The sequence below is a fragment of the Oleomonas cavernae genome (assembly GCF_003590945.1).
Classification (GTDB): Bacteria; Pseudomonadota; Alphaproteobacteria; order Zavarziniales; family Zavarziniaceae; genus Zavarzinia; species Zavarzinia cavernae.
Genome location: NZ_QYUK01000011.1, coordinates 3,135,923 through 3,161,513, shown reverse-complemented (window position 1 = coordinate 3,161,513; position 25,591 = coordinate 3,135,923). Strand labels below are relative to the sequence as shown.

The following is a 25,591-nucleotide window of genomic DNA, read 5'->3' as shown; positions in this document are numbered from 1 at the left end:
AGGGAATTCAGACCCGGAGCAGGGTTCGCTGGCGACTGCGCACACCGCCACTTCAAGACAGGATTTTGAGGTTACGCCGCAGCGCCGAGCGGCTTGGCGCGTTCGATCCGCTCGCGCTCCCTCGGGCTGTTCATGGCCTCCAACAGATCGCCGCGGCGTTGGACGTTGAGCCAGAAATCGGGGCTGTTGCCGAACACGCGGGCCAGGATGAGCGCCGTTGCCGCCGTCACGGTCCGGCGATCGTTGCACAATTCGTTGACGTGCTTGCGCTGAACGCCTATCGCCTCCGCCAACGCGGCCTGCGTGAGCCCCATGGGCTGCATGAATTCCTCGACCAGAATCTCGCCGACCGTGGCCGGCTTGCGCTTTGTCGTCAGCATGTTTCGCCTCACCTGTAGCTGTGGTCGTCGAGATAGAGGCCCGCTGCCTCCCCGCGACTGCCATCCCACCGGAAGACCAGCCGCCACTGGTTGTTGACACGGATCGAGTGGAGCCCCGCCAGGCTGCCGGCCAGCTTCTCGAAGTGATTGCTCGGCGGCACCCGCAAGTCCTGATCGATCGTCGCGTCGTCGATCAATCTGGAGCTTGCGGAAGAGCCGGCTTTCAAGCTCCGACGGGATGTTCCGCGACCGCGTGCCTTCGACGAAGAAGGCGCGCAGCCATTCGTCCCGAAAGCTCACGATCATCCGGCAACTCCGTTCCTGTGTCTAAGCACCACTCGTTGGTACAAAACTCAACCGCTGACGCCCCTACCGCCAGGGTTATCGCATTTGGCCGATGATGGACCTTGCGAAGTCATCGGACCAGCCTGAGCGTTTGCGCTTGCGTCGGACGGAGATGTCGCGGCGAGCGCGGTTGAGGACATTGAGGGCGAGCTTGCGCAAGGTGGCGAGGTTCTCGGGGCCGTGATCCTTGCGGTTTCGGGCGAGGTCCTCGTCGAAGACGACATCGAGAACCCAGTGCAGGCCGTTCTCGATGGCCCAATGGGATCGGGCGGCATCGAGATAGGCCTGGGCGCTCAAGCCACGGGAGGAGAGGTGGAAGTGCCGGGTGATCGTGGTCTTGCCGGCCCGTTCGACGGTGGCCTCGATCATGCCCAGGCAGGCCATTTCGGGCAGCATCACCGGCTCGTGGCAGGAGCTCTTCGCCCCCCGCATCCAGCGCAGATCATGGCTGACCCAGGCGCGCCGGGTCTCGATCCGCCCGTGGCCGCCATCGATCGTCGCCGCCGTGTCCAGGCCGGCGCGGACCGCCGGCGTGTCGAAGTAGCTCGCCACCATCTCGTGCAGGGCGGGACGGTTCGCTTTCAGCCGCAGAAGATAGTCGCTGCCGCGGTCGCGGATCAGTTGGGCCGTCTCCGTCTGGCAATGGAGTGCGTCGGCGGTGACCAGGCGGCCTTCCAGGTCCAGGCAGCGCAGAAGCGCCCGCGCGGCCAGGATTTCGCTGTCGCCGGCCGCGGCCCGGAAGCTCTCCTGCCCGATCACCAGCCGGCTCGACGAAGCAAAGGCCGTCACCACCGCCAGCGGGTTGCCGTGCGAGGCATCGTCGAACGAGCGTCGCAGCGTCTTGCCGTCGATCGCCACCACGCCCTCGCCCACCGCCCCGAGATCCGCCACGAACTGCCCGAAGCAACGCGCGAAGGCCGCCGGATCCAGCAGACGGAAAATCCGCGAGAAAGTGTCGTGGCTCGGCACCCCGTTCTCGAGCCGCAGGAAATCCCGGAACAGGCCCTCCCGGTCCACCGCGAAATCCGCAAAGTCCGAGCAGGTCTCCGCCCCGCACACCGCCGCCGTCAGCGCAATCGTCAGCACCTCCAGCAGGTCATGCCGCTTCGCATTCCCCGTCCGCGGATCCGGCAACGACGCAAACGCCTTCTCTATCCACGACATCCAAGGCTCCAAACATACCCATCAGAGCCTCCTTCAGAATCCCTTTCGCCCCGCCGCGCTACTCAATTTTCCAAATGCGATTCCCCTGAGGGGCGCAGCGTGTCCCGCTGCTCAAGGGCATCATCTTCGACCAGGCCGGGCGCGCGGCCGACAGTTGGTATTTCGCCGCGCAGGACGCGGTCGTCGCCCCGCACGGCGAAGTTCCCTTCACGGCCTGGCGGCTCGCCCGCGAAGGGGCGGCCGTCTCGATGTCGAGTTCGTCCAGCGATGATCGATCAAGGAGATTACCATGTCAGGCAGACTGTTCGTTCCGCTCATCACCATGCTCGTTGTCGCGTCGGGTTCCGCCGGCGCTGCCGAGCGGCCCGCCGCCGCAGCGGACGGGGAAGGAGCTTCCACGATGTCGAGTAACACCCGAAGTTCGGCTCAGGCCGGGTCCAGTGCATCGGCCCGTGCCTCGTCTTCCGCCACGGCGACCTCGCGCGCAACGGGCGCGGATTGCGCCGCCGATGCGACCGCGAGCGTCACGCGCAACGGCGAAACCATCACGGTCCGCAGATCGCAGCGCGCGCAAACCCCGGGCGCCGGCTGCAACGCGGCGGCGCAGGCCAAGACCCGCACCGGGACGGACGGTGCCGGGGCCGAATGAGGCGCGGCTGATTAGGGCCGGGGGCGAATATCCGCTCGCGCGGAGCCCCTTGCCCTGTCCGGCTGCAAGCCGTACATTTGGCAGGTAGCAAGGATAAAGCCATGGCCCCCAAAGCACCGGCAGCAAAACGATCGGCCCCGACGCGAAGCGAGCGCCTCGAGGCGCGGGTGTCGGCCGACCAGAAGGATCTGTTCCTGCGCGCCGCCGAGCTGCAAGGCCGCACCTTGACCGATTTCGTGATTGCCAGCGTGCATGAAGCGGCGGTGCGCACCATCGAGACCATGCAGTCGATTCAATTGACGGCCCAGGAAAGCCGCGCCTTCGCCGAGGCGCTGCTCGAGCCGCGCGAGCCCGGGCGGCGCCTGAAAGAGGCGGCGCGGCGCTATATCGAGACGACGACGCGCTGAGCCGGCCGACCATGGCGCTGCGGATCGCTCCGCTCGGCGATCATCATGATCGTGCCGTCTTCGATTGCGGCGTGGAGGCGCTGGACCGCTATCTCAAGACCCAGGCCGGCCAGGACAGCCGCAAGCGGGTGGCCTCCTGCTTCGTGCTGACCGACGACGGGCCGGCCCCCATCGCCTTCTACACCCTTGCCGCCACCGCCATCGCCCTGACCGATCTGCCACCACCTCTGGCAAAGAAGCTGCCGCGCTATCCCGCCGTGCCGGCGACCCTGATGGGCAGGCTGGCGGTCGACCGCCGGTTTCGCGGCCGCCGCCTGGGCGAGTTCATGCTGATGGATGCCTTCAGTCGCACGCTGCGCAGCGAAATCGCCACCTATGCCTTCGTCGTGGATGCAAAGGACGAGGCGGCAGAGCGCTTCTACAAGGCATACCAGTTCCTGCCCCTGGCGGCCGCCCAGCGGCGGCTCTTCATCCCCATGACGGAAGTCGCCAGGCTCTTTGCCTGACGAGGGCCTATTTCTTGCCGCCGACGCGGCGTAGCAGGTTGGCGTCGAAGATCGCGAGTTCGGGCCCTTCGGTTGCGTGTTTCGACATCAGGGCGGCGAAGCCGGTGCTGGCGGGCACGACGAAATGGGCCTGCAGGGCGGCCATGTCGCTCCATTCCTCGACGAAGACCAGGCGGCCCGGGTTCTCGGCATCGAGATGCACGGCGTGGGAGAGGCAGCCGGGCTCGAGGCGCGAGCGGTGCACATGCTCGAGGCTGGCTGCCATCACCGTGTCCAGGGCCTCGGGCGCCACCGTCAGGGAACCGATTACCATGATCATCATGCGGCCTTTCCGTCAGGGCTGATGCCGCCTACTGGCGCCATTCGCAAAACCATTGCAAGGCCGGCGACGACAGCGGCCGGCGCCTGGCCTAGAATCATGGCCTCGCGGGACTCACGGGGCATCGGGGCATGCGCATTGTGGTGGTTGGCGCCTATGGCCTGATCGGGAGCTATGTCACGGCCCGCCTGCTTGTCGACGGGCATGACCTGGTCGGCGCCGGGCGCGACATCGGCGCGGCGCGGCGGCGCGCGCCGGAAGTCTCCTGGGTGGAAGCGGATTTGCGCACCACCTCGGTCGAGGCCTGGGCCGCATTGCTGCGCGGGGCCGATGCGCTGGTCAATTGCGCGGGCGCCTTGCAGGACAGCCCGCGCGACGACCTGCACGCCGTCCACCTGGAAGGGGTGCGGCGGCTGGCGGCGGCATGCCGCATCGCCGGGGTGCGCCGCCTGGTTCACCTGTCGGCGGCCGGCGTCGCGGCGGGGCGGGGCACGGCCTTCAACCAGACCAAGCTGGCAGCCGAAGTCCTGCTGGCGGGCGAGGATCTCGACTGGATCATCCTGCGGCCGGGCCTGGTGCTGGCGCCGGCGGCCTATGGCGGCACCGCCCTGCTGCGCGGGCTGGCGGCCTTTCCCTATGTCGTGCCGGCGGTCTACCCGGCCAGCGTGGTGCAGGTCGTCTCGGTCGAGGACGTGGCCGCCGCCGTCGAGCGGGCTGTCGCCCCCGCGACACCGGCCCGGGTGAGCGTGGACCTGCTGCATGGCGAGGTGCTGACCTTCGAGGCCATGGTCCTGGAACTCAGGCGCTGGCTGGGCCTGGCCCCGGCGCGGCTGGTGCCGCTGCCGGCCGTGCTGGCGCGGGCGGCGGCGCGGCTCAGCGACGGCCTGGCCTATCTGGGCTGGCGCAGCCCGATGCGCAGCGCGGCATTGGAACAGTTGCGCCTGGGGATCCAGGGCGATGCTGGGGCCGCCGGGCACCACCTGGGCCTGACGCTGCGCTCGCTGCGCCAGATGCTCAACGGCTGGCCGGCCGGGGTGCAGGAGCGCTGGTTCGCCAAGGCCTATTTCCTGAAACCCGCGATCCTGGCGGCCCTGGGGCTGTTCTGGTTCCTCTCCGGCCTGATCAGCCTGGCCGTCGCCTTTCCCGAGGCCGCCTCGGTGCTGACCCTGGCCGGGGTCTCGCCGCCGCTGGCCAAGGGGGCGGTGATCGTCGGGGCGGCGGTCGACATGGCGCTGGGACTGGCCGTCGCCGTCCGGCGCTGGGCACGGCCGGCCTTGCAGGGCATGCTGCTGGTCAGTGCCGCCTATCTGCTGGGCGGCACCCTGGTGCAGCCGGGCCTGTGGCTCGACCCGCTGGGGCCCTTGCTGAAGATCGTGCCGGCCGCGCTGCTGGCGGCCGCGGCCCTGGCGCTGCTGGACGAACGCTGATGGACCTCTACACCCTGGTGAAACTGGCCCATGTCATCGGCGCCACCGTGCTGTTCGGCACCGGCGTCGGCATTGCCTTCTTCATGCTGATGGCGCACCGGACGGGCGATCCGGCCCTGATCGCCCATACCGCCGGCATCGTCGTCGTGGCCGACACGCTGTTCACCGCTTCCGCGGTGATCGTGCAGCCGCTGACCGGGGGCGCCCTGGCGGACATGACCGGCGTGCCGGTGTTCAGCGGCTGGATCGGCCTGAGCCTCATCCTCTATCTGGTGACCGGGGCGTTCTGGCTGCCCGTGGTCTGGATCCAATGGCGCCTGCGTAACCTGGCGCGTGCAGCGGCGCGCGAGCGCCAGCCGCTGCCGCCGGCCTATTTCCGGCTGTACAGGGTGTGGTTCGCCTTCGGCTTCCCGGCCTTTGCTGCCGTGGTCGCGATCATCTGGCTGATGATCGCCAGGCCGGACATCTAGGCGCGCGGCGCAATCGCGATCAAATGCAGCGCTTCAGGCCCCGCCATACTGGGCTTGCTCCGTGTTGAGGAACCTGACGCATGAACCCGGCCGACAAGGCGCTTTGGTACATTGAAAGCCATCTTGGCCAGGCCTTGACCCTGGACGAGATTGCCGGGGTTGCGGCCGTCTCGCGGTTCCACCTGGTCCGGGCCTTTGCCGCGGCGACCGGCTTGCCGGTGATGCGCTATGTCCGGGCCAGGCGGTTGAGCGAGGCGGCCAAGAGCCTGGCCCAGGGCGCGCCCGACATCCTGGCCGTGGCGCTGGAGGCCGAATACGCCTCGCACGAAGCCTTCACGCGGGCCTTCCGCGACCAGTTCGGGCTGCCGCCCGAGACGGTGCGCGCGCAAGCCCGCGTCGACCAACTCTCCCTTCAGGAGGCTGTCATCATGGACTCGACCCTTGCCGATACCCTTATCCCCCGCGTTTCGTCATGGGGGCGCCGCTGCTGATCGCCGGCCTGGGCGAACGCTATGGCTGTGACAGCGCCGCCGGCATCCCCGGCCTGTGGCAGCGCTTCAATGCCCACGACGGCACCATCCCGGGCCAGGTCGGCCCGGTCGCCTACGGCGTCTGCTACAACAGCGACGATGCCGGCAACTTCGACTATATCGCCGGGATCGAGGTGAGCGACTTCTCGGGCCTGCCCGGTGAATTCGCCCGCCTGCGCCTCCCTGAACAGCGCTATGCCGTGTTCACCCATGGCGAGCATATCTCGACCATCCGCCGGACCATGGCCACGATCTGGAACCAGTGGCTTCCCCAATCGGGCCACCGCGCGGCCGATGCACCGATGTTCGAGCGCTATGGCCCATCCTTCAACGGCACGACCGGCGAGGGCGGCTTCGAGATCTGGATTCCGATCAAGGGCTGAGGGGCGCTAGCCCCGGCGCCTGGGCGGCAGGGGCACGATGGCGGAGACCCGCCGCATGTACGCATCGAAGCCCGGCCGGCGCTCCAGGCTGCGCCGGTCCATCAAGGGAATGCTGGCGAAGGTGAACATCGCCGAGATGGTCAGGGCACCCGGCACGATCCAGGGCCATTCCTGGGGCGCCGCGGCCAGGCCGAACAGCATCAGGCCCCACCAGAAGCTCATCTCGCCGAAGTAGTTGGGGTGCCGCGACCAGCCCCACAAGCCGCTTTGGATGAATGCCCCGGGCTGGCGGGTGGCGGTGAAGCGATGAAGCTGCCGGTCGGCAATCGTCTCGATGGCGATGGCACCCAGGGTCACGGCGAAGGCCATCAGGTCGAGCGCGCCCAGCGGCCTGTCGCCATGGCTCATGACGGCATAGATCGGCAGGCAGCCCAGGAAGACCTGCAAGGTCGGGTAGAGGTGGATGCCTGCCAGGTCGGCCCAGAATGCGGCCTTCCCTGCCCGCTGCCGCACCAGCGGGTAGCGCCAGTCCTCGTGCCGCAGCCCGCCCCAGTGCGTCGCCCAATTCGCGGTGAGCCGGATCGCCCACAGCCACACCAGCAAGGTGACGCACATTGCCCGCACCGGATCGGCGCCCGCGCCCGTGGCGTACCAGTAGAGCGCCAGCAGGGGTGGAATCACGCTCCAATAAGGATCGTAGGTGCTGGAGTTCCTGTAGGCCTTGCTGAAGGCGAAGATCACCAGGGTGGCGACGATATCTGCCAGCAGCGCATCCCAGGGTGCCGGGAGGCGGGTGGCATAGAGCACGGCGCCGCCCGCGGCGATGCAGGCGATGTAGGCGACGATGATCGACATGTTCTCGGCCGGCTTTGCCGCCATCTGTGCGCCCCCTCATCTGGTCGTGCATCGTCGCCCCCGATCTGCCTCAGCGACACCTTCGGATGGACTAGAACGATGTGGGTCTAGCGCGCCCGGCGGAAGGTGAGGTTCAGGCGCAGGCGGCCGGTCAACGGGTGCAGGCCCTCGGCCAGGGGCGCGACGCCGTGGAAGGCGAGGCGGGTCGGCCCGCCCCAGACCACGACATCGCCGTGGGCAAGCGGGACCCTGCGCGGCCGGTCGCGGCGCTCGCCCCCGCCGAACAGGAAGGTGGCGGGCAGGCCCAGCGAGACCGAGACGATAGGGGCCATGTAATCGCGCTCGTCGCGGTCCTGGTGCAGGGTGAGGCGGGTGCCGGGCGCGTAGCGGTTGATCAGGCAGGCATCGGGGGCAAAGCCGGCGTAGCCAGCCGCCTGGGCCGCGCGGGCGGCGAGACCCGCGAACAGCGCGGGCATGGCGGGCCAGGGCCGGCCGCTGTCGGGATCGACCGGGTCGTAGCGATAGCCGCGACGGTCGGAAACCCAGCCGACGGTGCCGCAATTGGTCATGGCGACCGACATGCGCAAGCCGCCCGGCGTCACCAGGTGGCGGAACGGTGCGGCCGCCGTCACCTGATCGATGGCCGCCAGCAGGTCCGCGTCGATCGCCAGCGCGAAGCCGCGCAGCACCATGGCCCCGTCGCCCAGGGCCAGGTCGCCGACAGTCTCGGGAAACAGGTCCGGGGTCATGACGCGTCGTGGAAGATGACGCCCAGCGTGTGGCGATGGCCCGAACGCAGGGCGGCAACGCCATGGCGCAGGTTGACGCGGTAGGGGCCGCGGCTGCCCTGCACCGGGCGGTGATGGACGGCGAAGATCACCCCGTCGCCCTGGGCCAGCGGCACCACATGGGGCCGCGACTGCATGCGCGGGCGCTGTTCGGTCAAGACGAATTCGCCGCCGGTGAAATCCTCCCCTGGGCGGGACAGCAGGATCGCCACCTGCAGCGGAAAGACCTGCTCGCCATAGAGATCCTGGTGCAGGCAATTGTAGTCGCCCGGACCATAGCGCAGCAGCAGCGGCGTGGGCCGCACCTGGCCCGCCTCGTGGCAGCGTTCCAGGTAGGCGGCATGGGCGGGCGGATAGCGGGTCTCGATGTCCATCATCTGGTTCCAGCGGTTGGCGATGGGGGCGAGGTGCGGGTAGAGCGCGGTGCGCAGGGCGGCCACCGGCTCGGGCAGCGGATAGGCGAGGTACTTGTACTCGCCCCGGCCATAGCCGTGGCGGGCCATGATCACCTGCGAGCGGAAGCGGCCGCTCTCGTAGAGCGCCACCAGCTCTGCACAGTCGCGCGGGCCCAGCAGGCCTTCGATCCGGGCCCAGCCCTGGCCGTCGAGCGTGGCGGCCAGGCCGGCCCAGTCGCAGGCCGCGACGCGGGAGCAGAGCGTGTGCAGCGCCATGGGTCCGATCCTCTTCCAACACCTTAAGGCGCCGCAGCTTGCCCGCCAACAGCGCGGCGGGCGCCCTGGCGCTTGCGCTCAAATTCCACCCTGCCGGCTTGAAATGTTCGCTATTTGTTCTATAATGGCAAGATGCAAGGGATCCTCGATTTCGGCGCCAGGGCGGACGTCGGGCGCATGCGCGACCGGCTGCTGGCCCATTTCCCGGCCCTGCCGGCATGGTACCGGCCCGACCCGTGCAGCCAGTTGGTGCTGTCCCTGATCAGCAGCCGCACGCGCGATGCCCTGTCCCTGCTCGCCCACCGCAAACTGCTCTGGCACTTCGCGGCCTGGGGCCGGGTGGCCCAGGCGGCACCGGGGGAAATCGAGGCGGTCATCGCCGATGTCCGCTTCGCCGATCGCAAGGCCGTGCAGTTGCAGGCGGCGCTGGCGATCATCGGGCGGCAGCACCCTGATTTCCGGCTGGACTTCCTCGGCACCTGGCCGGTTGCCCGGGCCATGGCCTGGCTCGAGAAGCTGCCCGGCGTCGGCCCCAAGGTCGCCGCCTCGACCCTGAATTTCAGCACCCTGCGGGCCAGCGCCTTCGTGGTCGACAGCCATGTCCACCGCGTGCTGCGCCGTTTCGGCTTCGTCGGCCCCGCCGCCGCCACGCGCCGGGCCTATGATTTCGTGATGGCCGCCACCGCCGGCTGGGGCGCCGACGATCTCGACGGGTTACACATGCTGCTGAAGCAACTGGGGCAGACCGCGTGCCGCGCCCTCGATCCCGCCTGCGCCGCCTGCCCGCTGGCCCCCGACTGCCGCTTCCACCGCCGGGGCGGCCGCCCGCGGCCAAGGCGGCCGGCGCGGGCCAAGGCGGTTGACCAGCCGCGGCCGAGGCTTTAGCGGTGGAGGGTATTTGAGGGGGAGATCGGCCATGCGCCTCATCGGGCTTGCCACGACCGCCGTCCTGCTGGCGGGCACCGCCGGCTGCGCCACCCTGGGCGAGGCGCCGTGTGCGGCGGGCTTCGACCGTTCGACCACGATCGAACTGCTGTTCGGCCGCAACATCGGCAGCCAGTTGGGCGTGAGCGAGGCCGACTGGCGCCGTTTCGTGGCCGAGGAAATCGCCCCCCGCTTCCCCGCCGGCTTCACCGTGCTCGACGGCGCCGGCCAATGGCGCGGCGACGACGGCACCATCGTCTCTGAACCCTCCAAGCTGGTCGTCATCGTTGCGGTAGCGCCCGAGGCCCGGCCGCAGGTCGAGGCGGTTCGGGCGGCTTACAAGGAGCGGTTCAAGCAGGAGGCAGTGCTGGCGATTGCCAGGGAGGAATGCGTGGGGTTTTAGGGGCGTGTGTTGCGGCAGGAGCGCTGGTCGGGAGAATTGCGGGGCTGTGCTAATAGGGCCATCGGTGGCTATTCGTGCCTTTGATTGGGAATGGCAGAGTCTGGCCGATTGCGGAAGGTCCGTATTGGCTGAGCGCCAGGTCAGTAGCGGACGCAGCCCGAACTTATGAGACGTCGGTTCGACGCCAGATGGCGGGTATTTAGTACTCAGTCCCGTCATCAAAAGCAACTGCAAGCCGGGTAGCACGCGCGCCGAGTTTGGTATGTTTCTTCAGAGCATGAATCCTTTGCGCAACGCTTTCATAATCCATGAAGGGAGCAAGATTGTCTCTCTTCAGAATATTGAACTTGCCTCGGTCGCTGCTTTCAATCGTGCTGTTAAGATGCTCAAGCGTCTCGACGAGGCCTTCATCCGAAACAATGTTCGCTTCAATGAGTCGACGCGGCCCTTGTTCATCTCCCCCTTGTTGCCAGGCGAAAAGGAGGCTGATTGGGTTAGGGCAACCAAACACGTCACTTGCGGACATCGTCTGATAGCGACCGAGCATCAGTTCGGTGATCTGGTCCAATTCGGCGTTTCTGAACAGCCACTCATCTTCCGGACGCCGCCTCTCGCCAAAGCGGCCATGTGCGAATGTTTCGTGCCGGAATAGCGATGTCAGCCAAGCGATGGCGGCGCCTTCGCCGAACATTGCCGTGACTACGGCAGCACGGCGCGGCGGCTCAAGACGGGAGAGGAGCAACGGTATCAGCCGTCGTGCCCGGTCCCACAACGAACTGACCCAAAACAGATCGAATGGGTGGCGTCGGTACGCCTCGTCCATCATCTGCGAGAACGCGACGAGTAGGTTCTCGCATTGCCCTGGCGCCAGGACTTCGTAAGCACCACTCTCAATGCGCTCCAGCAAGAGATCGGCTTTGGTGAGCGACCCAGCCAAATGTTCGTCGTGAAGACGTAGCAGGGCCGCTCCTGCTTGACTCGCGCCGGCCTCAGCCGCGGCCCACATTGATGTAAAGTCATCCTGGGTAAGTGCGTGCGACGGGCCTGCCAGCGCGAAATAAAGGCGATAGTGATCGGGGCTAGCAAGGCGTCTTTTCCGAATAGCCTCGGCACGGTCCCGGTCGCTAACACGCTCAAATATACTGAACCCGCTTCCATCTTTGGAATGATCTACTTGGACCCCCGGAAGTTGCTCCGCAAAGTTGTATCGATACGTCAAGTCGTCAAAATGACCCCCAGCTACCGTCGTGAGCAGCGCGGCAAGCGTCTGCGTTTTTTCTGCTTCCTCGACACGCGCTATCCCTAACGAAACTGCTGCGGCAGTGGCGCAGTATTCCTCGATCCAGCGGTAGAGTGCTGGGTTTCCGTCCTTAATAAGTTGAAGCCATATAAGGTCGGCGAGATCGGCCTCCGCCTCGCGTAGCGGCGGCCAGAAGAATCGAACTGCATCCAGCGCGCGTACGACCGACCTTGGCGTCCGCAACTGCCGGCCGCCCTCGTAATCGATGACGAGCTTTAGCCTTGAAAGTTCGTCGTCATCCTTTGTTGATGCTATCAGATGCAATTCGTCGGAAAACCATTGTCGTAACTGTAATGGTTCCGGCCTGGGGACCATCACGGTCAGTTGAACAATCTTCTCTAGATACGACTGACCGCTCTTTACGCCGGTTGCCTTCTTGATGCTGTGCGCCAGAATATCGCTGTCGTAGCAAAGCAAATAGACCACGTCAGGAAGGTCAACGACCGAGCGCACGAGCCGTAAGATCTCAATGACTTCACCTGGCTCAAGCCGATCCACATCGTCTATGGTGATGACGAATCGATGACCGAGGTCACGGAGCGAACGAACGAGCTTGTCCTTCAATTCAGAGAGTTGAGGCGGGGCTGACTTTATGTTGGCCGCATCACCCGCTGCCCTTGCCCCTTTCCGAACAATTTGAACAAGCCGATTCCTGAGGCCTCGCCAACAAACTCAATCGCAGCCCCTGCTTTGCTCAGCCCGTTCATGAAGCTCCGGAGCGCTTCCCCGGCCTTCTTGGCCTTGGCAACAGATATCCGAGTTGCGTCACCCGCATTCAGGGCGATTTGGTCAAGCTGCCTGGAGAGCTCGCCAAACAGGCTCGTGATCAGCGCGTCTCGATTGCCGATCAGCCATGGCCGGAAATTGATAACAGTTGGTTTCCGATCCCCGGGGAGTCTTCCAAGCTCGTCGCCAATTAGGAATAGAAGGCTCGATTTTCCCGAGCCCCAAACCCCTCGATCCCAATAACCAAACCATCTTCGGATGTGCGATCCACGAGCGAAGTTGCGATCCGCTTAGCAACCTCACGAAAACCAAGCCTATCCTGGTCCCCGGAGCTAAGCGCCCGGTCCCCCTTGACTGAATAATTTTGATCCCCCGGCATACTCTTTTTGTACTCGATGATCGACGCGTCTCAAACTAATGTCTGCTATCTGCGATAGTCGCAGGTGAGCACAGTCGGCTGTTATGGGCGTAAAGCAGCCAGTCACCACTCAGTGAGCCAACAACAACCCACCCCTTCAATAAGGCGCCCGCGCCAAACATCTCGGCGCCGCCCACGACAACCGCTCGGGATTGTCCGGCAGGGTCTGCCAGGCGATTAGCGTCGGCCCGTCCTCGGCGGCGGCGGTGTCGTGGTATTCGAGCGCATCGATCGTGCCGGTGACGCCGTAGCAGGCGGTGGTCAGCTTGGTGTCGTAGAGGGTCACGCATAGTTCCTGGCCGCCGACGCCGGCGCGCACGGTCCAGCGGCCGGCGGTCTCGCATTTGTTGTCGCGGCGGACGAGGCGGCCGTCGGGCTCGTAATAGTCGACGACGTCCGCGCTGCTGCGGTGGTCGACCAGGTAGACGGTTCGGCCGCGCAGGGCAGTGGCGAGTTGGCCGGCGGGCAGGGGCATGGTGCGGCCGGCCGGTTCCAGGACCAGGGCGGCGGTGGTGTCGTATTTCTGGATCGCACCCGAGAGCGTGTCGACCAGGCCGATTTCGAAGGCGGTGTCGTCGAACAGGCTCCAGTCGCTGGGCTTAGGATGCAGGGTGACGGTCTTGTCCTTGTAGCCCGGCGCGGTGCAGGCGAGCTGGATGTCGTCGCGGCTCTTGTCCACCGTGTAGATGTGGGTGGCGGGGTCGAAGGCGCCCACCGTCTGGCCGTCCACGCCCGTGCCGTGGCAGGCGGCGGACCAGGGCGCGACCTTCACGAAGATGCGCTGCCTTGTCCCCTCCTGCACGGAGGCACAGGCGCCCAGTGCAAGGATGCCGCACAGAAAAATCGCCCGAACCATGAATGCCCCGCGCCCGTCGCCACAAACCTAGCGAAGCCGGGGCCGTGCCACAATGATCAGGGGGTCTCGTCGGGCAGGGGGCGGGGCTTGCGGTGCTCGTCGATCGCGACAAAGGTGAAGGTCGCCTGGGTCACCTTGATCATCTCGTCGCCCTCGCGGCTGCGCCGCCAGGCCTCGACGAAGATGCGCATCGAGGTGCGGCCGGCCGAGACGATATGGCCGTAGAGGCTGACCTCGTCGCCGACGAAGACCGGGGAGACGAAGCTCATGCTGTCGACCGCAATGGTGGCGGCGCGGCCGCGCGCCCGCTTGGTCGCGATATTGCCCGCCGCCATGTCCATCTGCGACATCAGCCAGCCGCCGAAAATGTCGCCGGCCGGGTTGGTATCATGGGGCATGGCGATGGTGCGGATCACCGGCACCAGCCGGGCATAGTCGATGGGCATGGTGGCGGTATCGTCGGTCATCGGCTCCCCCTTGGCGCGTCCTGCGGCTATTGGTGCCGTCTTCTGCGCCGTTAGGCGAGGCCATTCATCGATCCCGTTTGAATATGCCTATGCGTTGGCATGGGTTGCGCTGCGGCAGCCCGTGCCGTGGAATGGGGCCTTAATCCCTGCGTGGAGAGCCCGTCGATGTTGAGCAAGCCTGTCCTGACCGGCGACGATGTCGCCACCATCCTGGCCGCGGCCGAGGCGGAAGCGAAGGCCAACAAGTGGGTGGTGACGATCGCCGTGGTCGACGACGGCGGCCACCCGCTGGCGCTCAAGCGCCTCGACGGGGCGGCCCCGATCAGCGCCTATATCGCCACCGAAAAGGCCCGGTCGGCTGCGCTGGGCCGGCGCGAGAGCAAGGGCTTCGAGGACATGATCAACGGCGGGCGCACCGCGTTCCTGTCCGCCCCCGTGCTCCAGGGCATGCTGGAAGGCGGCGTGCCGATCGTGGTCGAGGGGGCCATGTCGGCGCCGTCGGCGTTTCGGGCGTCAAAGCGTCCGAGGATGCCCAGATCGCCAAGGCCGGCATCGCCGCCCTGATGATCGCCTGACCCCCCCCCAGCATTTGTGAAAGGCGTGCCGCTGCCATGACCGACCGTGTGATCCGCCATCGGCTGAACGTGGCCGTCGAGCTTAGCCGTTTCATCGAGGCCGAGGCGCTGCCCGGCAGCGGGGTCGATCCGGCCGCCTTCTGGGCCGGCTTCGATGCCCTGGTGCATGAGCTGGCGCCCAAGAACCGGGCCCTGCTGGCCAGGCGCGACGAGTTGCAGGCGCAGATCGATGCCTGGCACAGGGCGCACCCCGGCCGGGTCGATCCCGCCGCCTACCGCGCCTTCCTGGAAGCGATCGGCTACCTGCTGCCGGCGCCGGCCGACTTCAGGATCGACACTGCCGGGGTCGACACGGAAATCGCCGCCCAGGCCGGGCCGCAACTGGTCGTGCCGGTGATGAACGCGCGCTATGCCGTCAACGCCGCCAATGCCCGCTGGGGCAGCCTCTATGACGCGCTCTATGGCACCGATGCGATCCCCGAGGACGGCGGGGCGCAGAAGGGTGGGGCTATAACCCGGCGCGGGGCGCCAGGGTGATCGCCTTCGCCCGCGATTTCCTCGACCGGGCAGCCCCGCTCGACGGTGCCTCGCATGCCCACGCGGCGCTCTATGCCGTGGCTCAAGGCACCTTGCGGGTCACCTTGCAGGGTGGCGCGGTGGTCGGCCTGGCCGAGCCGGCGCAGTTCGCAGGGTTCCAGGGCTCGGTCGACATGCCCTCGGCGATCCTGCTCGAGCACAATGGCCTGCACTTCGAGATCCAGGTCGACCGCGGCCATCCGATCGGCAAGACCGACGGGGCGGGGTGAAGGATGTGCTGGTCGAGGCGGCGCTGACCACGATCATGGACTGCGAGGATTCGGTCGCCGCGGTCGATGCCGCCGACAAGGTGGTGGTCTACCGCAACTGGCTGGGCCTGATGCAGGGCACGCTCACGGAAGAGGTGACCAAGGGCGGGCGCAGCTTCACCCGCACCATGAACCCGGACCGGACCTATCGTGCCGGCGATGGCACCAGCTTAAGCCTGCACGGCCGCTCGCTGATGTTCGTGCGCAATGTCGGCCACCTGATGACCAATCCGGCGATCCTGCTGGGCGACGGCGGCGAGATCCCCGAGGGGATCATGGATGCGGTGCTGACCAGCCTGGGCGCCAGGCACGACCTCTTGGGCAACGGGCCCCTGCGCAATTCGCGCACCGGCAGCGTCTATATCGTGAAGCCCAAGATGCACGGGCCCGACGAGGTCGCCTTCACCGACGAGATCTTCGCCCGGGTCGAGGACCTGCTGGGCCTGGGGCGTTACACCCTGAAGGTCGGCATCATGGACGAGGAGCGGCGCACCACGCTGAACCTGGCCGCCTGCATCGCCGCCGCCAGGCATCGGGTGGTGTTCATCAACACGGGCTTCCTGGACCGTACCGGCGACGAGATGCACACCTCGATGGCGGCCGGCCCGATGATCCGCAAGGGCGCCATGAAGGGCACCAAGTGGATCGCCGCCTACGAGCGCAGCAATGTCCTCACCGGGCTGGCCTGCGGCCTGCGCGGGCGGGCGCAGATCGGCAAGGGCATGTGGGCCATGCCCGACCTGATGGCGGAGATGCTGAAGCAGAAGCTGGGCCACCCGAAGGCCGGCGCCAACACCGCCTGGGTGCCGTCGCCGACCGCGGCGGCCCTGCACGCGCTGCATTACCATGAGGTCGACGTCCAGGCGGTGCAGCAGGGCCTGGAGGGCCAGCGGGCCGACCTGACCGACGAGTTGCTCAGCATCCCCGTGGCCGACGGCCACAACTGGTCGGCGGCCGAGATTCAGGCGGAACTCGACAACAACGCCCAGGGCATTCTCGGCTATGTCGTGCGCTGGATCGACCAGGGCGTGGGCTGTTCCAAGGTGCCCGACATCAACGACATCGGCCTGATGGAGGACCGTGCCACCTTGCGCATCTCCAGCCAGCACATGGCCAACTGGCTGCACCACGGCATCGCCACCGCTCCCCAAGTGAGGGAAACCTTCGAGCGCATGGCCAAGGTGGTGGACGGCCAGAACGCCGGCGACCCGCTCTACCGCCCCATGGCACCCGACTATGTCGGCTCGATCGCCTTCCGCGCCGCCTGCGACCTGGTGTTCGAAGGCCTGACCCAGCCCAACGGCTATACCGAACCCCTGCTGCACAAATGGCGCCTGGTCGCCAAGGCGCGAAATTAGCGAATAGAATCCGGCCCTTGGCTCCCGGTTTACGAGCCTGCCGATCTCTCCCCCCGGTCGTCATCCCGGCGAAGGCCGGGATCCATTCTGGGGCAGCGCGCGATGTCGCAATGGATCCCGGCCTGCGCCGGGATGACGAGATCATGGTGCTACGCCGCCGCCTTCAGGGCGGCGCGGTTCGCGGTGAGGAAGTCGCGCAGCGGAACGGAATTTAGGGAGGCGACGGTGACAGACTCGGCAGATACGGAGGATGAAGGCTGGCCCAGCCGGGCGGAGAGAGCCCAGGCCATCGAACAGGCAAAGGCATTGCGCGAACAGGCGCAGGAGGGTGGCCTGCGCTTCAGCGCCTATTTGCCGCCCGGCCTGGCGGAATGGCTGCTGGGGCTCATCGAGCAGGGCATCTTCTCGAGCCCGAGCGAGGCCGTTTTCGTCATCCTCGGCGAACACCAGGATCTGGAACCCCACCACGACCTTCGTCGTGAACTGCTGTCGCGGACCATCCAAGCCGCGATTGACGACCCGCGCCCGAGCATCCCCGCAGAGGAGGTGTTTGAGCGGATGCGGGAGAGGCTGGCCAAGCCGTTGCCCGAGCCTGCTGTCTGGGAGCCGGCAAGCGGACAGCCCAAAACACTTTGAACGTCCTGCACGCATAAAAAAGCCCCCTCCCCTTGCGGGGAGAGGGCAGTCAGGGAGGAACTATAAGATCTACGCGGTTACTCCGCTGCCTGGGCAGCGGTATTGGCGGCTTCGTCGGCTTCCCAGAGCTGGTTCGACTTGGTCACGTCCATCTCGACGACGAAACGGTCGACCATGTCGGGCTGCACGTCCTTCACATCGACATAGAACTGCTCGTACCAGCGGCGGAGCTGGTAGATCGGGCCATCGGCCTCGCACAGCAGCGGGTTGTCGATGCGGCGCTTGTTCTTCCAGATGTGCACGTCCTGGAAGAAACCGTCTCGGTTACCCTTGGCATAGAGCTGGGCGATCTGCTCGTTCATGGCATCGTCCAGGAACGGGATCTTTTTCACCATCAGGCCGACGTTCAGGTAGAAGCTGTTGTGGTCGATCGGGACGTGGCAGTTGATCAGGTAGGCCTCGACCTTCATGCCGTTCACCAGGCTCGACAGATAGTCGATCATGTAGGACGGGCCGTAATAGGTGGCGACCGAATAGAGCTCGTCGATCTCGACCGTGGAACCGCCGAAGTCCATGCCGGCGGCGCTTTGGAGGTCGCGGCGCGGCTTGCCCTTCATCACCTGCTCGGCGACGTGGCCCTCGAAGGTGTTTTTGAAGTAGGTCGCCCGGGCGCCGTGGATGTAATAGAAGTGCGCCATGTCCGAGACGTTGTCGATCAGCTCGCGGCAGTTGGTGTCGATCTTCACCGTCTCCCAGATCCATTCCGACCATTCGCCGTTGAAGGCCTCGGCGATGTGGGGAATGGTCACCTCGGCCGTGGGCTGGCTGCCCTCGACGTCGTGCCAGACGAAGAACTGCTTGTTCTCTTCCAAGGTCGGCCAGGTCTTCACCCGGGCCCGCGGGGGCACGCGGGTGGCATAGGGGATGGCCTTGCACTTGCCGTCGCCGCCCCATTGCCAGCCGTGGAACGGGCAGGCCACGGTGTCGCCCTTGATCGTGCCTTCGCCCAGATCCGCGCCCATGTGCGGGCAATAGCCGTCGATCGCCTGGAGCTTGCCGGTCGAGTCGGCGAACACCACGATGCGGGTGTTGAAAACATCGAACGAATGAGGCTTGCCATCGCGCAAGTTCGAGGCGAGACCCAGGCAATGCCAGCCGCGGGCGAACCGCGCCGGCGGCTTGTCCGCCTGAATGACCCGAACGTCGCTGTCCACTGCCGCCATTTTCATCCCTCCCGCGCCACGCTGCGGTCGTCGCCTCGTTGTCCGAGGTCACAACCCGACTTATCCGCCAGCCTACGGGCGCTGGCCACGATCATCATACCCTATATGGACTATCGCGGCGTGGGTTCAGGCGTGTGGGGGTTCAGGCGTGCTCGGTGATGTGGGTGACGGCGCCGCCGATCTTGTGATCGGCACGGCCGACCAGGCTGTCGATCCAGGCCTGCTGGCGGATCCGGCCGGCCTCGGCCGTGCGCAGGCGGGCCGACAGGCTGCGATTGCCCACGAGGAAGCGCAGGGCGTTGAGGGGGGCGGCCAGCAGCGGATACCAGGGGATCGGCCGCCAGGGCAGGCCCAGTGCCCGCATGGCCCGGCCGCCTAGGAAGAAGCGGTTGATCGACAGGTTGCGCTCCCGCTCGTAATGGCGGCGCAGGCTGGGCAGGAAGCGGTAGGGCCGGCTCAGGGGCTCGTCCAGCAGGGCGCGGGCCAGGGAGCGGCCGGCCTCGTCGGGATCGGTCAGGCTCAGCGCCATCTGGTAGAGCAGGGCGCGGCCGCTCTGCTCGTCCTGGGGCAGGAATGCCTCCTCGATGCCCATCAGCCAGCCCGAATAGCGCATCAGGTGCATGACGCCCAGGCCATCCTCGCGCGACAGGAGGGTGCCCAGCGTGCGCACGCCGATCAGGAACAGGGCGCTGAAGGCCAGTTGGGTCGCGGCCATGTCCATCTGGTTGATCGGCACGCCGTCACGCGCGCGGTTCCAGTCGGGCCGGTTGCCGACATGGCGGCGCACGATGGCATGGACCAGGCGCACCCGCAGCGTCAGCTTGAAGCCGACGCCGAAACGGGCCATGCCGCCGGTCGCGGTGCAGGCCATCCACCAGGTGGAAGTTTCGGCAATGCGCTTGCCGGCGCCCTTCTCCAGCGCCCCGGTCATGACCAGCACCCGGTTGAGGCCCGAGGCCTGGTAGCCGCCCATCAGGGCGCCGTCGCGCAGCACCTGCGAGCCGGTATTGCCGCACAACTGGCAGGCCGTGGCACCGCGGGCCAGCAGGCCGTTGTCCAGCCAGTCGGGCCGGGCATCGACCACGCGGAAGAAATCGCGCAAAGGTGCCGGAGCATCGGGCACGGTCTCGATGCCGTGTTCCAGGGCCTGTTCGAACAGCGCCCGGGCCGGGCCCATGCCCATCTCGGCCATCCAGTCGACCAGGGCATCGGCGACGGGGTCGCTGCGGTCCAGCGCCTCGCCGATGCGGCGCCATTCGTCGGGTGTGGGTTCGGGGTCGCGGCGGATAACCAGCTTCAGCCGGGCGGTGGCCACGCGCGCCTCGGCCGCACGCACGCCATGCCGGCTCGGAATCCGCGCCGCCTGAATCTCGCCCGTCATGCCGCACTCCCGCCGGTATTTCTCCCGCCAATAATAATGTGACTAATTGCTCGCATTCAATTCGCATGGCAAAGCGAGCAGGGCTGCGGGGATCCGGGCTTTCGGGCGGATTTGCTCATATCGTGATGACCAGTTCCTCGCGATCGCTCCGCCATCCAGGGCCGCTGAGAAGGTGGAAATTCGCTGAAAGCGTGTATGTTTGGATATGAAAGCCACCCAATGATCCAAGGGGCTCAGCATGAAAAGTCGGAAGAGCGGGGTGAGGCAACGGGACGAAGCCCCGATTTTCCTCGGCAGCATCGGCCGGGTCTCGCCGCTGATCGCCGCGGCTGCCTTAGGTGCCCTGCCGGTCGGCTGTGTGACCCCACTCCCGGAGGGGCCGGACTTCATCCCCGTGGCCCAGAGGCATTCCGTGCGGGTGCCCGATGAACTGCCTGTCGCGGAGGCGGCCTTCCGCTATATGTTCAATCGCAATGCCTCGGGGCAGCAGCAGATGGCCTCGGTCTATTGCCTGAGCTTCACGCTCATGGGCGGCGAGGCTTGGGTGGAAAGCGATCCGCCGGCCGATTTCATTAGGCGTTTCTCGGATGTCCCGATACCGGTGAAGCCTGCTTCCGGCTGCCGGACGGATGCCCGCACGATCACGGTCGATAAGGACTCGGGGAAGGATGGCCTCACATTCAGGATCGATTATGTCTCCTGCAGTTCGCAGGATGACTGCGTCGTGGGCGGCGGCTACCAGGAATCCGGTCTCAGCGCGTCAGGGAATGTCTATACCCTGAAGCGGCAAGACGGGCAGTGGCATGTAGAGCACGACGTTATGGAATGGATCTCCTGATATAAACGGGGTCTGTCCCAATGTCTGGTCCCCAATTTCTCCCCCAATTTCTTCCCCCGATTTTCAATCATCCACACTCAGCGAGAATCCAAACTTCGCTTTCGACGCCGTACCCGGCCCTTTCACATTCGTCACGCGAGTCTATCCATGTAAAATGGTCGGGTTTCCCATAGCAGCGCACAAATCTTCTAGGTTTAAAGCACTTTCCTGAAATGGTTATTTGCCCTGCATTTCTATATTCCTCTAGTATATTCTTAATTGCGTTTGAATTTTCACCAGAGCTTAGGCGAAGTGCTACAATTTCTTTGTCTATTTGAGCAATCCGTGTCCGGGCGGCTTCCAGGCCGGCCTTATCTAGTGCGGCGTTAATCCCACCCGGGATTTCCCAAATAGTCGTATAGCCCAACCAAGCTGCAACGACTGCGGCTACGCCCCGCCGAAGATCATCGACATTTTAAGTTGGGAAGAGATTACAGCAACGGCTTTCTCAAGCTCTCTGACCCTATCCTCCATTGTCGCCCCATCTAAAGTTGATGTCAGTTGATACAGTACACGCTTCAGTGAAAAACGAAAGAATTCTCACACCCAGGGGTTCACTCCAATAATCCCTAGATTTCCGAGACTAGGTGTTCAGACCGAAATCGTTGCCCGTCGCGATCGAAGGCCTGAGTTCAGCCGTGAATCCGCCTTGGAGGGGTTGGGTGCCCTCGGCTGGCAACTGCCCAAGGGGCATCATTGGGATCGCGAGGAAGCGAACCGTTGGTAATGACCACCAAGGCATCGTCCCGGATAGCGGCGCTGTCGTTTGCGGGATGACGCGAGCTTGGGGCGCTTAAATCGTCTTCTCAAAGGAACACGCCCCAAAGAACCGGCGGGACGAGATCGGGCCCCGATCGCCCCTTCTTTGAGACCGCCCGCGCCCGCTACGTAACCGTAAAGGTTAAAGCCGCCGCACAAATTTTGCACAAATCAGGCGCAAGCCTGTGTAGCGCCAATTTGCCCGCCCGAGGCTACTGTCCCACCGAAAATCGCCGCCAACAGGCGTGTCGGGGGAAACATGAACACCGTCGCATCGACATATCGACTGGCTGCCGGGTCTTTGCTGGCCTGCACGCTGAGCTTTGCCAGCCCCGCCTGGGCGAAGGTCCCGCAGGGCGAGGCCGACCGCCTGGGCAAGGACCTGACCCTCATGGGGGCCACCCGCGCCGGCAATGCCGAGGGCAGCATTCCCGCCTTCGACGGCGGCATCACGGCGCCCCCGCCGGCTATGCGCCGGGCGGGCAATACGTGAATCCCTTTGCCGCCGATGCGGTCAAGGAGACGATCACCCAGGCGAATGCGGCGCAATACGCGGCCAGGCTGACCGCGGGCCAGATGGCCATGCTGAAGCTGTATCCGACCTACAAGCTCAACGTCTACCAGACGCGCCGCTCCTGCGCCTTCCCCGAGCGGGTCTACGAGGCCAACAAGCGCAACGCCGTCAGCGCGACCATGACCGAGGACCAGAACGGCCTCAACGATGCGATCCTGGGGTTCCTTTCCCGATTCCCAAATCGGGCGTCGAGGCGATCTGGAACCACCGCCTGCGTTACCGCGGCTTCAAGCTGCGGCGCTATTTCGCCTCCGCCGCGGTCAACCGCGACGGCACCTCGATCCTGTTCAAGACCCAGGACGAGGGCATCGTCCACTATTCCGGCCCAGGCCTCGCCTCGGTCGGCGATGTGACGGATATCAAGCAGCTCAAGAACATCGGCATTTCCTACCTGAACGTGACCACGGCGCCGGCCCGTCTCGCCGGCTCGATCGTGCTGGTGCTCGACACGATCAACGCCAAGGAGTTGCCGCGCCAGGCCTGGCAGTACAACCCGGGCACCCGGCGCGTGCTGCGGGCGCCGGAACTGGCCTATGACAACCCGCTGTTCAATACCGACGGGCTGGCCACCATCGACCAGTTCGACATGTATAACGGCGCCACCGACCGCTACAGCTTCGAGCTCAAGCCCTCGGCCGAAAAATACATCGGCTACAACGGCTACGAACTGATGTCGGGCCAGCATCGTTACAAGGAGATGCTGTCGCCGCTGCACGTTAGTCCCGATGTCGGCCGCTACGAGCTGCACCGGACCTTCGTGGTCGACGCCAAGCTGAAGGAAGGGACGCGGCATCTCTACTCGCGCCGCACCTTCTACCTCGACGAGGATAGCTGGAACATCGCCGCCGTCGATCTCTACGACAGCCGCGGCAACCTCTGGCGTGTCCAGGACGGCCCGCTGGTCAACTACTACGACATTCCCCTGTGCTCCTCGGCGCTGGAAGCAACCTACGACCTGCAGTCCGGCCGCTATGTCGTCTTCGGGCTGAAGAACGAGGAGAAGATGTTGAACTGGAACGCCGTGGACGTCGATCCGTCGCGCTTCTCGCCGGACGCCATCCGTCGCATGGGCACCAACTAGGCCACCACGAAAACGGGATCGGGGGAGACGACAATGCGCGGAAAATCGGGCCGCAATACCGGCCGGAAAACATCTCGACGTCTAGATTTTCTGCTGTCTCGCACGGCACTGAGCGGCCTTGCCGTCCTGGGGCTGGCGACAGGGGCGGCGGCCTATGACTTCGAGCTGGGCGAGGAAGTAACGGGATCGGTCATCGTCTCGCTGTCGACCGGCGCCCAGATGCGTATGGCCGACCGCGATCCGCGCAACTATGGTTTCTACTACGGCGGCGGCCTGATCTCGGCGGGCAATGACGACGGCAATTTCAATTTCGACAAGTACGACATCGTCAGCCAGACCTCGACCGCGCGGGCCGAATTGAAGCTGGCCTGGCAGAACTACCTGCTCTTCGTGCGCGGCGCCGCCTTCTACGACTCGATCGCGGCCAACAACGACCTGGCGGATTTCCAGCCCGAACTGCGCCCCTACACCAGCGGCCGCTACCCGGCGGGGGCGGACAACAAGGCGGATTGGGATGCCTACCTGCTCGACTACTATGTTCGCGGCAACTACACGGTGTTCGACCGCCCCCTGACGGTCACCCTGGGCAGCCAGATCCTGAATTGGGGCGAGGCGCTGTTCACCATCAACGGCATCTCGATCATCAACCCGATCGATGTCGGCAAGATCCGCGTGCCGGGCGCCGAGCTGAAAGATGCGCTGATCCCGGTGCCGATGATCTCGGCCAGCATGGAACTGGCCCGCGGCCTGTCGATCGAGGCCTTCTACCAGTTCGATTTCGAACCCTTCAAGTTCGATGCCTGCGGCAGCTTCTTCTCGATCACCGACAATGTCTGCGACGGCGTCAAATACGTCTCGACCTTCACCGATCCCTACGACCCGCGTTCCTACACCCTGGGGAACGGCCTGGACCCGGCGGATTACGACGACCCCAACAGCGTCGCGATCGCGGTCAACCCGCCGATCACCGTCCACGACGATCCCGACGAGAACGACTGGGGCGTGTCGCTGCGCTATTTCTCGCCCGAACTGAACAATACCGAGTTCCAGCTCTACTACGTCAACTACACCTCGCGCCTGCCATCGATCTATGCCCAGTCGCCCCCGCAATTCGCGCCGGGGACCGGGCAGGTGAACCTGGGCAGCTTGCCGCTGCCGGTGCTCCAGGGCCTGCTGAGCCAGCTCAATGTCGATCAGCTCAACGCGTTGACGGCGGCCCTGTCGGACGTGCTGGGCGCCCCGGTGACCGATCTCCTGGGGGCGCTGACCAACCCGGCCAGCAGCGCCGTCATCAACCCGCCTTTCGGCACCGCGCCGCGGTCGACGGTGCTTGAGAACCTCGAAGGCAGCAGCCTCAACCTCTACTATCCGACCGGTCTCGAGATGATCGGCTTTGCCTTCAACACGACCTATGACCCCTTGGCCGTGGCGATCAATGCCGAGGTGAGCTGGAAGCACAATGTGCCCGTCTGGCTGTCCGAGCCGTCGTTCCTCGGCACCTACTACAACCAGGCGGGCGGCGTGCCGATCGATCAGGCGACGCGGGCGCCGACACCGATCTGCGTCGCCGGCGTCTGCGTCCCCAATCCGGGCATCGCCCCGATCCTTGAGACCGGCTTCACCGGCGCCGACGACCAGTATGTGCCCAATCGCCGCTTCTATCTCGATGAGAAGCACGAGGTCTGGCAGGCCGCGCTGCGCTTCACCAAGATCCTGGGCGGGACCCATATCGTTACTCGCGTTCTGGGCGCCAACCAGTTCCTGGCCTTCGTCGAGTTCGGCGGCCTGTACATCGACCTGAACGAAGGCACCCAATATGCCGCCTACGGCCAGAACGGCTTTTCGGGTTTTCACACCAGGCCCCTGGGGCTGGGCCCGGCGACCGTGGTCGGCGCCATCGATGCAACCTCCCTGGGGGCGGCCTTCCCGGCCACCTGGAAGGACCCGACCCAATGGTCGGGCGGGGTTCAGGGCTTCTTCTCGTGGGACTATCCCAATGTCCTAGACGGCGTGACGCTGACGCCGTCGATCGGCTTTTCCCACGGCCTGTTCGGTTACACGCCGGCACCCAACCCCGGCTTCAGCAAGAGCGTTACCGCGATGAATTTCGGCCTGAAGGTCGATTACCTGGAACACTGGTCCGGCAGCATAAACTATTTCAAGAGCTGGGGCGGTGGCGGGGGCGGCGGCGGCCCGCGCAACCCCTATATCGACCGCGATTTCATCGGCCTCAGCGTGTCTTACGTGTTCTAGGGGCATTCGCCGCGCGGCCCGGCTATCCCTCTCCAATGGGG

General features: G+C 65.7%; 30 protein-coding genes and 1 pseudogene. 18 read left to right on the top strand and 13 right to left on the bottom strand.

Annotated elements, in window-relative coordinates:
* Window positions 1–71: 71 nt before the first annotated feature.
* From D3874_RS19150 to D3874_RS19140, 3 genes are all read right to left on the bottom strand, one after another.
* Window positions 72–380 (bottom strand): HigA family addiction module antitoxin, encoded by a 309-nt coding sequence (locus D3874_RS19150; protein WP_119779742.1) that lies wholly within the window; start codon window positions 378–380, stop codon window positions 72–74.
* Window positions 381–388: 8 nt separating this feature from the next.
* A complete protein-coding gene (locus tag D3874_RS30620) occupies window positions 389–577 on the bottom strand; it encodes a type II toxin-antitoxin system RelE/ParE family toxin (RefSeq protein ID WP_233560039.1) in 189 nt (62 codons plus the stop codon).
* Window positions 578–761: 184 nt separating this feature from the next.
* Window positions 762–1,889, bottom strand: coding sequence for an ISAs1 family transposase (locus tag D3874_RS19140; protein WP_119779739.1), 1,128 nt, complete (start codon window positions 1,887–1,889; stop codon window positions 762–764).
* Window positions 1,890–2,289: 400 nt separating this feature from the next.
* Here D3874_RS19140 and D3874_RS28090 point away from each other — a divergent pair, with 400 nt between their 5' ends.
* From D3874_RS28090 to D3874_RS19125, 3 genes are all read left to right on the top strand, one after another.
* A complete protein-coding gene (locus tag D3874_RS28090; RefSeq protein ID WP_147385728.1) occupies window positions 2,290–2,538 on the top strand; it encodes a hypothetical protein in 249 nt (82 codons plus the stop codon).
* 101 nt (window positions 2,539–2,639) lie between these two features.
* On the top strand, window positions 2,640–2,945 hold the full coding sequence (locus tag D3874_RS19130; RefSeq protein WP_119779733.1) for a type II toxin-antitoxin system TacA family antitoxin: 306 nt from the start codon (window positions 2,640–2,642) through the stop codon (window positions 2,943–2,945).
* A gap of 11 nt (window positions 2,946–2,956) precedes the next feature.
* Window positions 2,957–3,451 carry a GNAT family N-acetyltransferase gene (locus D3874_RS19125; RefSeq protein WP_119779730.1) on the top strand — a complete coding sequence of 165 codons (495 nt, stop codon included), beginning with the start codon at window positions 2,957–2,959 and terminating at the stop codon, window positions 3,449–3,451.
* A 7-nt stretch (window positions 3,452–3,458) separates the two neighbouring features.
* On the opposite strand, the gene D3874_RS19120 is transcribed toward D3874_RS19125, so the two are convergent.
* A complete protein-coding gene (locus tag D3874_RS19120; protein WP_199699155.1) occupies window positions 3,459–3,773 on the bottom strand; it encodes a putative quinol monooxygenase in 315 nt (104 codons plus the stop codon).
* A 128-nt stretch (window positions 3,774–3,901) separates the two neighbouring features.
* Here D3874_RS19120 and D3874_RS19115 point away from each other — a divergent pair, with 128 nt between their 5' ends.
* The 4 genes from D3874_RS19115 (at window position 3,902) to D3874_RS29475 (ending at window position 6,580) form a co-directional block, all read left to right on the top strand.
* Window positions 3,902–5,197, top strand: coding sequence for an SDR family oxidoreductase (locus D3874_RS19115; protein WP_119779727.1), 1,296 nt, complete (start codon window positions 3,902–3,904; stop codon window positions 5,195–5,197).
* Window positions 5,197–5,667 (top strand): DUF2269 family protein, encoded by a 471-nt coding sequence (locus D3874_RS19110; RefSeq protein WP_119779725.1) that lies wholly within the window; start codon window positions 5,197–5,199, stop codon window positions 5,665–5,667. Before D3874_RS19115 ends, D3874_RS19110 begins: the two co-directional genes overlap by 1 nt.
* Window positions 5,668–5,747: 80 nt before the next feature.
* A complete protein-coding gene (locus D3874_RS29480; protein WP_199699154.1) occupies window positions 5,748–6,158 on the top strand; it encodes a helix-turn-helix domain-containing protein in 411 nt (136 codons plus the stop codon).
* Complete coding sequence (locus tag D3874_RS29475; RefSeq protein WP_199699153.1) at window positions 6,140–6,580, top strand: GyrI-like domain-containing protein; 441 nt, start codon at window positions 6,140–6,142, stop codon at window positions 6,578–6,580. The genes D3874_RS29480 and D3874_RS29475 overlap by 19 nt, the downstream gene beginning before the upstream one ends.
* A 6-nt stretch (window positions 6,581–6,586) precedes the next feature.
* On the opposite strand, the gene D3874_RS19100 is transcribed toward D3874_RS29475, so the two are convergent.
* The 3 genes from D3874_RS19100 to D3874_RS19090 all read right to left on the bottom strand — a co-directional run bounded on the left by D3874_RS19100 (window position 6,587) and on the right by D3874_RS19090 (window position 8,894).
* The gene (locus D3874_RS19100; RefSeq protein WP_119779722.1) at window positions 6,587–7,459 is read right to left on the bottom strand and encodes a DUF1295 domain-containing protein; all 873 of its coding nucleotides are present in this window, start codon (window positions 7,457–7,459) and stop codon (window positions 6,587–6,589) included.
* Window positions 7,460–7,542: 83 nt separating this feature from the next.
* Window positions 7,543–8,184 (bottom strand): DNA oxidative demethylase AlkB, encoded by a 642-nt coding sequence (gene alkB / locus D3874_RS19095; RefSeq protein ID WP_119779719.1) that lies wholly within the window; start codon window positions 8,182–8,184, stop codon window positions 7,543–7,545.
* Entirely contained in the window at window positions 8,181–8,894 is a 714-nt protein-coding gene (locus D3874_RS19090; protein WP_119779716.1) for a 2OG-Fe(II) oxygenase, read from the bottom strand. The genes alkB and D3874_RS19090 overlap by 4 nt, the downstream gene beginning before the upstream one ends.
* A 132-nt stretch (window positions 8,895–9,026) precedes the next feature.
* On the opposite strand from D3874_RS19090, the gene D3874_RS19085 reads away from it, so the two are divergent.
* Window positions 9,027–9,779 carry an endonuclease III domain-containing protein gene (locus D3874_RS19085; protein ID WP_147385727.1) on the top strand — a complete coding sequence of 251 codons (753 nt, stop codon included), beginning with the start codon at window positions 9,027–9,029 and terminating at the stop codon, window positions 9,777–9,779.
* Between the two features lie 31 nt (window positions 9,780–9,810).
* Window positions 9,811–10,221, top strand: a complete 411-nt coding sequence (locus tag D3874_RS19080; protein ID WP_119779711.1) for a DUF3574 domain-containing protein — start codon at window positions 9,811–9,813, stop codon at window positions 10,219–10,221.
* Window positions 10,222–10,420: 199 nt separating this feature from the next.
* Here the strand turns inward: D3874_RS19080 and D3874_RS19075 are convergent, their stop codons facing one another.
* The 4 genes from D3874_RS19075 to D3874_RS19060 all read right to left on the bottom strand — a co-directional run bounded on the left by D3874_RS19075 (window position 10,421) and on the right by D3874_RS19060 (window position 13,988).
* On the bottom strand, window positions 10,421–12,157 hold the full coding sequence (locus D3874_RS19075) for a KAP family P-loop NTPase fold protein (protein ID WP_119779709.1): 1,737 nt from the start codon (window positions 12,155–12,157) through the stop codon (window positions 10,421–10,423).
* Complete coding sequence (locus tag D3874_RS32110) at window positions 12,112–12,507, bottom strand: P-loop NTPase fold protein (RefSeq protein WP_119782384.1); 396 nt, start codon at window positions 12,505–12,507, stop codon at window positions 12,112–12,114. The genes D3874_RS19075 and D3874_RS32110 overlap by 46 nt, the downstream gene beginning before the upstream one ends.
* Before the next feature lie 255 nt (window positions 12,508–12,762).
* Window positions 12,763–13,521, bottom strand: a complete 759-nt coding sequence (locus D3874_RS19065) for a hypothetical protein (protein ID WP_119779706.1) — start codon at window positions 13,519–13,521, stop codon at window positions 12,763–12,765.
* 56 nt (window positions 13,522–13,577) lie between these two features.
* Entirely contained in the window at window positions 13,578–13,988 is a 411-nt protein-coding gene (locus D3874_RS19060) for an acyl-CoA thioesterase (RefSeq protein WP_119779704.1), read from the bottom strand.
* 165 nt (window positions 13,989–14,153) lie between these two features.
* On the opposite strand from D3874_RS19060, the gene D3874_RS19055 reads away from it, so the two are divergent.
* The 5 genes from D3874_RS19055 to D3874_RS19045 all read left to right on the top strand — a co-directional run bounded on the left by D3874_RS19055 (window position 14,154) and on the right by D3874_RS19045 (window position 17,402).
* A complete protein-coding gene (locus tag D3874_RS19055; protein ID WP_233560036.1) occupies window positions 14,154–14,552 on the top strand; it encodes a heme-binding protein in 399 nt (132 codons plus the stop codon).
* Window positions 14,553–14,599: 47 nt separating this feature from the next.
* Complete coding sequence (locus tag D3874_RS32520; protein ID WP_456306427.1) at window positions 14,600–15,100, top strand: hypothetical protein; 501 nt, start codon at window positions 14,600–14,602, stop codon at window positions 15,098–15,100.
* On the top strand, window positions 15,097–15,369 hold the full coding sequence (locus tag D3874_RS32515) for a hypothetical protein (RefSeq protein ID WP_456306426.1): 273 nt from the start codon (window positions 15,097–15,099) through the stop codon (window positions 15,367–15,369). The genes D3874_RS32520 and D3874_RS32515 overlap by 4 nt, the downstream gene beginning before the upstream one ends.
* Window positions 15,366–16,766 carry a malate synthase G gene (locus D3874_RS32510; RefSeq protein ID WP_456306425.1) on the top strand — a complete coding sequence of 467 codons (1,401 nt, stop codon included), beginning with the start codon at window positions 15,366–15,368 and terminating at the stop codon, window positions 16,764–16,766. The genes D3874_RS32515 and D3874_RS32510 overlap by 4 nt, the downstream gene beginning before the upstream one ends.
* A gap of 102 nt (window positions 16,767–16,868) precedes the next feature.
* On the top strand, window positions 16,869–17,402 hold the full coding sequence (locus D3874_RS19045; RefSeq protein WP_233560034.1) for a ribbon-helix-helix domain-containing protein: 534 nt from the start codon (window positions 16,869–16,871) through the stop codon (window positions 17,400–17,402).
* 77 nt (window positions 17,403–17,479) lie between these two features.
* On the opposite strand, the gene D3874_RS19040 is transcribed toward D3874_RS19045, so the two are convergent.
* Both D3874_RS19040 and D3874_RS19035 read right to left on the bottom strand, forming a co-directional pair.
* Window positions 17,480–18,625 carry a Rieske 2Fe-2S domain-containing protein gene (locus tag D3874_RS19040; RefSeq protein ID WP_119779702.1) on the bottom strand — a complete coding sequence of 382 codons (1,146 nt, stop codon included), beginning with the start codon at window positions 18,623–18,625 and terminating at the stop codon, window positions 17,480–17,482.
* 142 nt (window positions 18,626–18,767) lie between these two features.
* Window positions 18,768–20,006: an oxygenase MpaB family protein gene (locus D3874_RS19035; protein ID WP_119779700.1), complete on the bottom strand. Its 1,239-nt coding sequence runs from the start codon at window positions 20,004–20,006 to the stop codon at window positions 18,768–18,770.
* A gap of 238 nt (window positions 20,007–20,244) precedes the next feature.
* On the opposite strand from D3874_RS19035, the gene D3874_RS19030 reads away from it, so the two are divergent.
* The 4 genes and pseudogenes from D3874_RS19030 to D3874_RS19020 all read left to right on the top strand — a co-directional run bounded on the left by D3874_RS19030 (window position 20,245) and on the right by D3874_RS19020 (window position 25,550).
* The gene (locus D3874_RS19030; protein WP_119779698.1) at window positions 20,245–20,844 is read left to right on the top strand and encodes a hypothetical protein; all 600 of its coding nucleotides are present in this window, start codon (window positions 20,245–20,247) and stop codon (window positions 20,842–20,844) included.
* Window positions 20,845–21,901: 1,057 nt separating this feature from the next.
* Window positions 21,902–22,135 carry a hypothetical protein gene (locus tag D3874_RS29470; protein WP_199699150.1) on the top strand — a complete coding sequence of 78 codons (234 nt, stop codon included), beginning with the start codon at window positions 21,902–21,904 and terminating at the stop codon, window positions 22,133–22,135.
* A gap of 83 nt (window positions 22,136–22,218) precedes the next feature.
* Window positions 22,219–23,297: pseudogene (locus D3874_RS19025) on the top strand (DUF1329 domain-containing protein).
* Between the two features lie 33 nt (window positions 23,298–23,330).
* Window positions 23,331–25,550 carry a DUF1302 domain-containing protein gene (locus tag D3874_RS19020; protein ID WP_119779696.1) on the top strand — a complete coding sequence of 740 codons (2,220 nt, stop codon included), beginning with the start codon at window positions 23,331–23,333 and terminating at the stop codon, window positions 25,548–25,550.
* The last annotated feature ends 41 nt before the right edge of the window (window positions 25,551–25,591 follow it).